Here is an 8,803-nt window from a genome sequence, read left to right on the forward strand (position 1 = left end):
GGACTGTGCGGGCGACGCCGTCCTGCACCGGCGGCTGATCGACGTACTGGTCGAGCCGACGAGGCACGCCGCGACGGTCGCGGTGCGGCGCGCGGTCGACCGGGGGGACCTGCTGCCCGACGTCGATCCCGTGCTCCTGGTCGACCTGCTCGCGTCGACGGTCTACCAGCGGGCGCTGTTCGGCGACGCCCCGGTCGACCGGGGCACGGCGGGGCCCCTGGTGGACCTGCTGCTGCGCGGCGTGGCCGTCGACTTCGAGCGCCTGGTCAGGATCAGCCGGCGGACCGACCGTACGGTGGAGGCCGGCGCGGAGGAAGGTGCGCAGGCAGGCCACGGGCATTGAATCCGTGACCGACGGGCCACGGGGCGCGACATCAAGATCTCATCCATCCGCCATGCGCATGCCATACGTCTGACGGCGCGCCGCCTTGGCCCGCGACTGCAATTCCCCCTGACAACCGCCGTCAGGGGAGGGTCACATGACACCCGTACACCACCACGCGCCGGGTACCCACGCACCTGAACTCAGGGCAGCCGCCCGGCACCTCGGCCGACGCCGGTTCCTGACCGGTACCGGCGCGGCTGCCGCGCTCGCCTTCGCCGTGAACCTGCCGACCGCAGGAGTCGCGAGCGCCGCAGCACTCGACGCCGCGAAGATCACCGAGAATCCGTTCACCCTCGGCGTCGCCTCCGGTGACCCGCGCCCGGACGGCGTCCTGCTCTGGACGCGGCTCGCGCCCAGACCGTACGAGCCGGACAGCGGCCTGCCGAGGAACAGGGTCGCCGTACGGTGGGAACTCGCCCACGACGCGCGCTTCACCCGGATCGCCGAGCGCGGACAGGTCGACGCCCATCCCGAGTTCGACCACAGCGTGCACGTCGACGTCCCGGGCCTGGACTCCGACCGCGTGTACTGGTTCCGCTTCCGCGTCGGTACGTGGATCAGCCCGGTGGGCCGCACCCGCACCGCGCCCGCGCGGGGCGCCACGATCGGCGAGCTGAGGATCGCCGCCGTCTCCTGCCAGGCGTACCACGACGGCTACTTCACCGCCTACAAGCACCTCGCCGAGGAGGACCTGGACGTCGTCTTCCACCTGGGCGACTACCTGTACGAGTACGCGGTGACGGCGGTCGGCGGCGCCCGCAACTACACCGACCGGCGGCTGCCCGCGCACTACAACCGGGAGACGGTCACGCTGGAGGACTACCGGCTGCGGTACGGCCTCTACAAGTCGGACCCCGACCTGATGGCCGCGCACGCCGCACACCCGTTCGTCGTGACGTGGGACGACCACGAGACCGAGAACAACTACGCGGACGAGACGCCGGAGAACGACGTGCCGCCGGAGGAGTTCCTGCTCCGCCGGGCCGCCGCCTACCGCGCGTACTGGGAGAACCAGCCGCTGCGCACCCCGCAGCGCCCCGAGGGTCCGGACATGCGGCTGTACCGGCGGCTCCAGTTCGGCCGGCTCGCGCAGTTCGACGTCCTGGACACCCGGCAGTACCGCTCCGACCAGGCGTACGGCGACACCGCGCACGTCCCGGGGCCCGAGTCGGACGATCCGTCGCGCACCATGACCGGCGAGACGCAGGAGCGGTGGCTGCTGAACGGCTGGCAGAACTCCCGCGCCGTGTGGAACGTCGTCCCGCAGCAGGTCAACTTCTCGGCGCGCAGGCTGGACCTCAACCCGGTCGCCAAGGTCAGCATGGACGCGTGGGACGGTTACCCCGCCGCCCGCAAGCGCCTGCTGGACGGGGCGGAGGCGGCCGGCGTCGCCAACCTCATGGTGCTCACCGGTGACGTCCATGTCGCCTACGCGTACGACATCAAGCGCGACTTCGACGACGCGGCCTCCCGGACGGTGGGCACCGAGATCGTGGCGACCTCCATCGCCAGCGGCAAGGACGGCGCCGAGAAGCCCGCGACGTGGGAGACGTACACGCAGGCCAACCCGCACATGAAGTTCTACAACGGACGGCGCGGCTACGCGCTGGTGACGCTCGGCCGGGAGTCGGCGCGGGCCGACTTCCGTACGGTCTCCGCCGTCACGACGCCCGGCGCGCCGGTCTCGACCGCCGCGTCGTTCGTGACCGAGGCCGGGAACCCCGGCCTCGAACCGGCGTAAGGGTCGCCCCACCGGACTGCTGACCGGCTTCCGGCCGGCGGACGCCGGGTCCGTCGGGGATCAACGTCCCTGTACGGGCCCGGCGTTCGGCGAAGGGTTACCGCGGCCGTCGTACGCGCGTACGCGCCGTTCGCGCGTACGCGGGTCACACCACGCGGGAGTTGTCCGCGTTCTCGTCGTCGTCGGATCCCGCTATGTGCACGTCCGACACGGTCACGTTGGCCTCGACCACGTCAAGTCCGGTCATGCCCTGCACCGCGTCGGAGACGTTGGAGCGGATGTCGCCGGCCGTCTGCGCGATCGGTGATCCGTACTCGACCACGATCTCCAGATCGATGGCGGCCTGCTTCTCGCCGACCTCGACCTTGACGCCCCGGGTGGGGTCCTCGGAACCGGCCACGCGGTCGCGTACCGCCCCGATCGTGCGGGACATGCCTCCGCCCATCGCGTACACGCCACCCGTGTCCCGGGCCGCGATGCCGGCGATGGTCGACACGACCGAGTCGGCGATGACCGTACTGCCCTTGACGTCGTGATGTGCTCCGTTGTGCCGCGTGGTCACCGCGGACTGGTTTTCCGCCATGAGAGATTTCCCTTCTCGCAGAGGCTGATCGCTCTCTCGAACCCCCGTCGTCCCCCTCGCACTCCACTGTGCGCGCCCTCCCCGGAGCACGCCATTCGGGTGGCCGCTCCCCCACTCCCGGGCCCACTCGCGTGTCCCGCCTCCGGCGCACCGGCCACGGAGAGCGATCAGTTGACTTCACAAATGCCCCAAAACTCCGCTTAACGGACTTTTTACCTTATCGGACATTTTGATCGTCGGAGGATGGGAACGTCACCTTACGAGCCACACCCACAGCCGAAGGAGTTGGCCATGGCATCACCATCACCTCGTCCGTCATCGACCATCGAGGACCATCCCGACATCCGTGCGTTGCAGGCACGTTCCGAGCGGGCCATCGCGACGCCCATGGCGCAGGCCGTGCAGAGCCTGAGCCTGCTGGCCGGTCTCTTCCTGGCCGCCTCGCCCTGGATAGTGGGCTTCAGCGGACTCACGACCCTGACCGTGACCAACCTCATCGCCGGCATCGCGTTCACCCTGCTGACCCTCGGGTTCGGTTCCGCGGCGTACGAGCGGACGCACGGCATGGGATGGGCCGCGCTGGGGATCGGCGTGTGGACGATCATCGCCCCGTGGGTGGTGGCCGGGAACGTGACCACGACACGAACCATGGCGAGCAACGTCGCGGTCGGAGCCGCGTGTGTCTGCCTCGCCCTCGCCACGGCCGTGTTGGGAATGACCGGGCGCCGGAGCAGGGGCCGCGCACGCGGCTGACCCCTCGTCGCTCGACGCTCAACCGCCCCACCGCACCGCCCGGCCGCAGCACGCGGCCGGGCGGTGTGCTGTCCGGGGCATCCGGGTGACGTTCCCGTGTCCGTCCCGGCGCCGGGTCGCGCCTCGTGCCATAAGGAGGTACCACCCCTTCAGGGAAAGAAGGAACTGTGTACGAACTGCGCATCAAGCGTCGGATCACCGCGGCCCTCGCCGTCGCCATCCTCGCCGGCTCCGGCGCCCTGGTCGCCACCCCCGCCGCGGCGACGGGCACGACGCCGCCGGAGGCCACCACCGCGGTGGCGGCGCTCCCCAGGGGCAAGGTCATCGCCCGCCTCCCGCTGACCATCCGCCAGAGGCCGACGACCAACTCCGCGTACCTGGGCAGCTTCCAGCCCGGCACGATCATCACCCTGTACTGCAAGACCCGCGGCCAGAACGTCGAGGGCAACAACCTCTGGTACCTGCTCGGCGGTTCGAAGCGGGGCTGGGTCTCGGCCCGCTTCGTGAAGAACTTCTCGCCGGTGGCGTACTGCCGGTTCTGACCGACCCGGCAGGGCGGACGAGCGCCGGACCTCCGACGGACACCGCCGGAGGTCCGGCACGGCCGTTCCCGCACACGTTCCGCGGCCTTTCCCGCAGCGCTTGCCACACCTGGTGCGACGCCACGGACACCCTGCGTCACGGGCGTTAAAATAGCTCACACATTCGATTATTCGGGCTTACGCTGGCGTACATGTCCGTACATCTCCAGCCTTCGCTCTTCGACCAGTCCGAGGGGATACGCCTGGGCCCGCTCGACGGCCTGCGGCGGACCACGCTGGGCGACGGGGCGTGGATCGATCTCCTCCCCGGCTGGCTGAGCGGCGCCGACGCCCTCTTCGGGGAACTGGTGGTCGGCGTGCCGTGGCACGCCGAGCGGCGCCGGATGTACGACCGCGAGGTGGCCGTACCGCGTCTGCTGTCGTTCTACCGGGCCGGGGACGCGCTCCCCCACCCTGTCCTGGACGAGGCGCGCGCCGCCCTCGGCGTCCACTACGCGGCCGAGCTGCGGGAGCCGTTCGCCACGGCGGGGCTCTGCTACTACCGGGACGGCCGGGACAGCGTCGCCTGGCACGGCGACCGGACCGGGCGCGGTTCCACCGAGGACACCATGGTCGCGATCCTCTCGGTCGGCGAACCGCGCGACCTCATGCTGCGGCCGCGCGGGGGCGGCGGCGCCACGAGGCGCGTGCCGCTGGGGCACGGCGACCTGATCGTGATGGGCGGTTCGTGCCAGCGGACCTGGGAACACGCGATCCCCAAGACCGCACGCGGCGTCGGCCCCCGCATCAGCGTCCAGTTCCGCCCGGAGGGCGTGAGCTGAGGCCCGTCGCACAGGCCCCACGTCCACAGGCCCCCACGCTCTACCCCCCCCAGGCTCTAACCGCCGCCCTGGAACTCCAGCGACATCTGGAAGTGGTCGGGGTCGAGCAGGCTGACGACGTGCTCGACGAAGAAGCCGTCCGACGCGAAGCTGGTGCGCTGCGCGTCCAGGAACCAGTCGCCCGGCTCCCGCCGCAGCAGCTCCGCCTCGCGCGCGTCGATCCGGCGCCCGCCGAGGCGCTGCTCCCCGTGGTCGGGGTGGAGTCCGGCCAGCCGCATGACCTCCGTGAGGGACATCTCGGCGGGTCCCTGCCTCGGCAGCTCCCGTACTCCGGGGACAGGGGGCAGGAAGCTGCGCTCGTACGACACCACGCAGCCGTCGTCGGTCAGTTCCCGGATCCGGGCGACCCGGACGAAGACGGGGGAGTCCACGCCCAGCCGTTCGGCCAGCGCGTCGTCGTTGACCTCCTCGACGGCGATCGTCCGGACCCGGGAGGAGATGCCCTGGGTGGCGAGGGCGTGCGCCCACCCCAGGGGCGTGTCCAGGGGACGGCCGTCGAAGAGTACGTACGACCCCTTGCCGCTCCGGGTGACGATCAGGCCGGCTTCGCTCAGTTCCGCCAGCGCGGCGCGCACGGTGGTACGGCTCACGGAGAAACGCTGGGCCAGGGCCTTCTCGCCCGGCAACTGCTCACCGGCCCGCCGTCCGCCGCTGCGGATCTCCTTGGCCAGCGCCTCGGAGATCTTCTGGTGCTTGAGCCAGATTCCGGTCATGTCGTTTCTCCCGCGAGCTTCTCGGGGGTGGTGGGTCCGGGGCGGTGCCGGCCGTCCCGTACGGAACTCATACGGGCAGCTTGTCCCCGATCGTCGCCGGCCGCCGCTCCTGGGCGCGCACCCGGCCGCGCGCGAGGAGCAGATAGCCGGCGAAGCAGAGCACCAGGGCGACCAGCACGCCCAGGTTGGCGAAGGCCCAGGAGCCGGTCTTGCCGCCGAGGCCGAAGGGGCCGAGCAGGTAGCCCTGCCAGTTGAGCCAACTGGCGGCGGCATTGGTGACGAGACCCCAGCCGAGCGCGGTGGCGAGGACGGTGAGCACCAGGGGCACCCACGCGAAGTCGCCGTAGCGGCCCCGGGGGCGGTACAGGTCGAGGTCGTCGTACGGCCCCCGGCGCAGGAGCAGGTCGGCGAGCATCACCCCGCACCAGGCCGCCACGGGGACGCCGAGGGTGGTCAGGAAGCCGATGAACTGGCCGAGGAAGTTGTCGGCGAAGAAAACGATGTAGACCGATCCCGCGATCATGAGGACACCGTCGAACAGGGCGGCGAGGTAGCGGGGCACCCGCAGGCCCGCCGAGAGCAGCGCGAGCCCCGAGGAGTAGATGTCCAGCACCGCGCCGCCGACCAGGCCGAGGACGGCGACGATCGCGAACGGGACCAGGAACCAGGTGGGCAGGATCGTGGTGAGCGCGCCGATGGGGTCGGCGGCGACGGCCGAGTTGAGGCTCTTGGAGGAACCTGCCAGCAGCAGGCCGAAGACGAGCAGGATCACCGGTGCCACGGAGGCGCCCACGGTGGTCCAGCCGATCACTCCGCGCGCCGAGGAGCGGCGGGGCAGGTAGCGGGAGTAGTCGGCGGCGGCGTTGACCCAGCCGAGGCCGAAGCCGGTCAGCAGGAAGACGAGCGCGCCGATGAACTCCTCGGCGGAGCCGCCCGGGAGGGCGCTGACGGTGTGCCAGTGGATGTGGTCGGCGACGAGCCCGACGTAGACGAGGGTGAGGACGGCCGTGACCACGGTGATCACGGTCTGGAGCCGCATGATGAGGTCGAAGCCCATCACGCCGCCGACCACGACGAGCGCGCTGATGAGGATCAGCGCGATGACCTTGGTCTCGGTCCCGCCGCCCCAGCCGAGCCGTCCGAGGACGGTCGCGGTGGCGAGGGTGGCCAGCGAGGTGAGGACGGTCTCCCAGCCGACGGTGAGCACCCACGAGATGACGGAGGGCAGCCGGTTGCCGTGCACGCCGTAGGCGGCGCGGCTGAGCACCATCGTCGGCGCGGAGCCGCGTTTCCCGGCGACCGCGATGAAGCCGCAGAGGAGGAAGGAGACGATGATGCCGACCAGCCCGGCGATCAGGGCCTGCCAGAACGAGATACCGAAGCCGAGCGCGAAGGCACCGTAACTGAGCCCGAGGATCGAGACGTTGGCCCCGAACCAGGGCCAGAAGAGCTGACGGGGCGTGCCCTTGCGCTCCGCGTCGCCGATCACGTCCAGACCGTGGGTCTCCACCTGGATCTGTCGCCCTGTTCCGGAACCGGAGCCGGGCCCCGAGCCGGAACCGGATCCGCTGTCGCGCGTGCCTGCCATCGCCGACCTGCCTGTCTAGACGTGTTCAGTCGAGAATAGGGTGGGTGTCTCACGTCGTCAACAAGCCGTCAAGGGCAGGTGCGGCCCCCACGCGCACGATCCGGTCGTGGCCGGTTCCCGCGAGGGCGCGGCTCAGTAGTCCCCGCCTCCGCCGCCCCCGCAGCTGTGGCCCCCGCCGGAACCCCCGTCGGAGTCACCGTGCCCGTGGGAGTCCGTGTCGCGGTCGAGGGCCTTCGCCATCCGCAGCAGGGTCTTGCCGAGGCCGGACGGCAGGGTCGCGGCCGTGACCGTGGCGCGGAACCGCGCGTCCGGGAGCGCGGCGGGGCCGTCGAAGACGTGCGCCGGGAGTGTCCCCTCCCGCCGGGCGAACTCCAGGTGGCGGCGTCCGGCCCGGGTGAGGCCGTGGCGCCGGGTGAGCAGACCGTACGAGACGAGCCGGTCCCCGATCTTGTCCGTCACGGGGTCCTTGGCCACGCCCGCGAGCACGGCGGCGAGTCCTCTACCCCGTGGGCACAGCGCGATGAGCGCCTCCTCGACGGGATGCCCGGCCGGGCCGGCCGGCGCCCCCGCCTCGTCCGGGACGGCCCGCACCCGGGAGCCGAGCACACGGACCAGGCCCCGGTCCCGCAGCCCGGTCAGCGCGGTCTCGGCCACCCGCCGGGGACCGCCGGCGAGATGTGCGATGTCGTACGGATCCAGCGCCGGTACCGCTGCCGGTACCACGGGCCGGACACGTCGTCGGAATACGGCCGCCATGGAAGATCCCCCGTTCGTCCAGGTGGTGTCCTGCCTCCAGTGTCGTCCCGGCAGGTCACCCCCAGGCCACGATCCGGTCGGCGTTGTGTCCCGGACAGGTAACCGGCTGAGGAATCAAGGGGGTTGCGCACGTGTGAGGATTAGGCGCTCCGGCAGAGACGGAGCACGCACCACGAGGAGATCCATGTTGTTCCGCAAGCGCACAGGGACGATCGCGGCGACGGCCGTCATAGGCGCGATGCTGCTGACGGCGTGCGGCGACGGTACGGACGGGACCTCGGACCGCGCCGCGACGGCCGGCCGGGCCCTGCTCGGAAACCTGAGCTTCCTGTCGGGCACCGCCAAGGAGAACCACGCCCCGGCGAAGACGGGCGACTGGGCGAACGTGCCCGGCACGCCGGTCGTGTCGGAGGTGGCGAAGAAGTGGGTGCAGCTGACCGCCGTCACGACGGGGAGCCCGGACTCGAACGTCGTCAACGGCGCCGGATTCACGCTGTACCGCTTCGACAAGGACGGGGCGAGCCCCTCGAAGTCGAACTGCGACGACACCTGCACCGACACCTGGCCGCCGGTGCTCATCGCCCCGAAGGGGAAGATCTTCGTCGACGGGGTCAAGGAGTCGGACGTGGGCGTGGTGAAGCGGGCGGACGGGAGCCTCCAGGTGACCCTGTCGGGACAGCCGGTCTACCGGTACAGCGAGGACATGGAGCCCGGGGACGTCAAGGGGTACGGGGTCGACGGCACCTGGTTCAGCGTCACGCCGGACGGCATGGCGGGGGTCGAGGCCAACTGACCGCCCGCGCCTCTCGCCCGGCACCCGCCGCCCGCCGTCCCGTATCCGGGCAGCGTGGCGGCGCGGGT

Annotated in this window: 10 protein-coding genes; 6 read left to right on the forward strand and 4 right to left on the reverse strand. The window is 71.3% G+C overall.

What is annotated here, in order from left to right:
- The coding region (locus GT042_RS21785) for a TetR-like C-terminal domain-containing protein (protein WP_202533403.1) at window positions 1–343 on the forward strand (343 nt) is incomplete at its 5' end.
- 136 nt (window positions 344–479) lie between these two features.
- Window positions 480–2,126, forward strand: a complete 1,647-nt coding sequence (locus GT042_RS21790) for an alkaline phosphatase D family protein (RefSeq protein ID WP_161310410.1) — start codon at window positions 480–482, stop codon at window positions 2,124–2,126.
- A gap of 145 nt (window positions 2,127–2,271) precedes the next feature.
- On the opposite strand, the gene GT042_RS21795 is transcribed toward GT042_RS21790, so the two are convergent.
- Window positions 2,272–2,709 (reverse strand): Asp23/Gls24 family envelope stress response protein, encoded by a 438-nt coding sequence (locus GT042_RS21795; RefSeq protein WP_161310411.1) that lies wholly within the window; start codon window positions 2,707–2,709, stop codon window positions 2,272–2,274.
- Between the two features lie 291 nt (window positions 2,710–3,000).
- Between GT042_RS21795 and GT042_RS21800 the strand changes: the two genes are divergently transcribed.
- The 3 genes from GT042_RS21800 (at window position 3,001) to GT042_RS21810 (ending at window position 4,825) form a co-directional block, all read left to right on the forward strand.
- The gene (locus tag GT042_RS21800; RefSeq protein WP_161310412.1) at window positions 3,001–3,462 is read left to right on the forward strand and encodes an SPW repeat protein; all 462 of its coding nucleotides are present in this window, start codon (window positions 3,001–3,003) and stop codon (window positions 3,460–3,462) included.
- A gap of 167 nt (window positions 3,463–3,629) precedes the next feature.
- On the forward strand, window positions 3,630–4,004 hold the full coding sequence (locus GT042_RS21805; RefSeq protein ID WP_161310413.1) for an SH3 domain-containing protein: 375 nt from the start codon (window positions 3,630–3,632) through the stop codon (window positions 4,002–4,004).
- A gap of 191 nt (window positions 4,005–4,195) precedes the next feature.
- Entirely contained in the window at window positions 4,196–4,825 is a 630-nt protein-coding gene (locus GT042_RS21810) for an alpha-ketoglutarate-dependent dioxygenase AlkB (RefSeq protein WP_161310414.1), read from the forward strand.
- A gap of 56 nt (window positions 4,826–4,881) precedes the next feature.
- Here GT042_RS21810 and GT042_RS21815 read toward each other — a convergent pair whose 3' ends face one another.
- The 3 genes from GT042_RS21815 to GT042_RS21825 all read right to left on the reverse strand — a co-directional run bounded on the left by GT042_RS21815 (window position 4,882) and on the right by GT042_RS21825 (window position 7,942).
- Window positions 4,882–5,598, reverse strand: coding sequence for a GntR family transcriptional regulator (locus GT042_RS21815; RefSeq protein WP_161310415.1), 717 nt, complete (start codon window positions 5,596–5,598; stop codon window positions 4,882–4,884).
- 67 nt (window positions 5,599–5,665) lie between these two features.
- Entirely contained in the window at window positions 5,666–7,186 is a 1,521-nt protein-coding gene (locus GT042_RS21820) for a cytosine permease (RefSeq protein ID WP_161310416.1), read from the reverse strand.
- A 132-nt stretch (window positions 7,187–7,318) separates the two neighbouring features.
- The gene (locus GT042_RS21825; protein WP_161310417.1) at window positions 7,319–7,942 is read right to left on the reverse strand and encodes a TIGR04222 domain-containing membrane protein; all 624 of its coding nucleotides are present in this window, start codon (window positions 7,940–7,942) and stop codon (window positions 7,319–7,321) included.
- A 184-nt stretch (window positions 7,943–8,126) separates the two neighbouring features.
- Between GT042_RS21825 and GT042_RS21830 the strand changes: the two genes are divergently transcribed.
- Window positions 8,127–8,735, forward strand: a complete 609-nt coding sequence (locus GT042_RS21830; RefSeq protein ID WP_161310418.1) for a hypothetical protein — start codon at window positions 8,127–8,129, stop codon at window positions 8,733–8,735.
- Window positions 8,736–8,803: the final 68 nt, after the last annotated feature.

It is taken from the genome of Streptomyces sp. SID3212 (genome assembly GCF_009865405.1).
Lineage (GTDB): Bacteria > Actinomycetota > Actinomycetes > Streptomycetales > Streptomycetaceae > Streptomyces.

Bases quoted from the DNA above. Each gene is read 5' to 3' on its own strand.
- GT042_RS21815 (WP_161310415.1), bottom strand. From the start codon at position 5,598: ATGACCGGAATCTGGCTCAAGCACCAGAAGATCTCCGAGGCGCTGGCC.
- GT042_RS21825 (WP_161310417.1), bottom strand. From the start codon at position 7,942: ATGGCGGCCGTATTCCGACGACGTGTCCGGCCCGTGGTACCGGCAGCG.
- GT042_RS21800 (WP_161310412.1), top strand. From the start codon at position 3,001: ATGGCATCACCATCACCTCGTCCGTCATCGACCATCGAGGACCATCCC.
- GT042_RS21795 (WP_161310411.1), bottom strand. From the start codon at position 2,709: ATGGCGGAAAACCAGTCCGCGGTGACCACGCGGCACAACGGAGCACAT.
- GT042_RS21810 (WP_161310414.1), top strand. From the start codon at position 4,196: ATGTCCGTACATCTCCAGCCTTCGCTCTTCGACCAGTCCGAGGGGATA.
- GT042_RS21790 (WP_161310410.1), top strand. From the start codon at position 480: ATGACACCCGTACACCACCACGCGCCGGGTACCCACGCACCTGAACTC.
- GT042_RS21830 (WP_161310418.1), top strand. From the start codon at position 8,127: ATGTTGTTCCGCAAGCGCACAGGGACGATCGCGGCGACGGCCGTCATA.
- GT042_RS21820 (WP_161310416.1), bottom strand. From the start codon at position 7,186: ATGGCAGGCACGCGCGACAGCGGATCCGGTTCCGGCTCGGGGCCCGGC.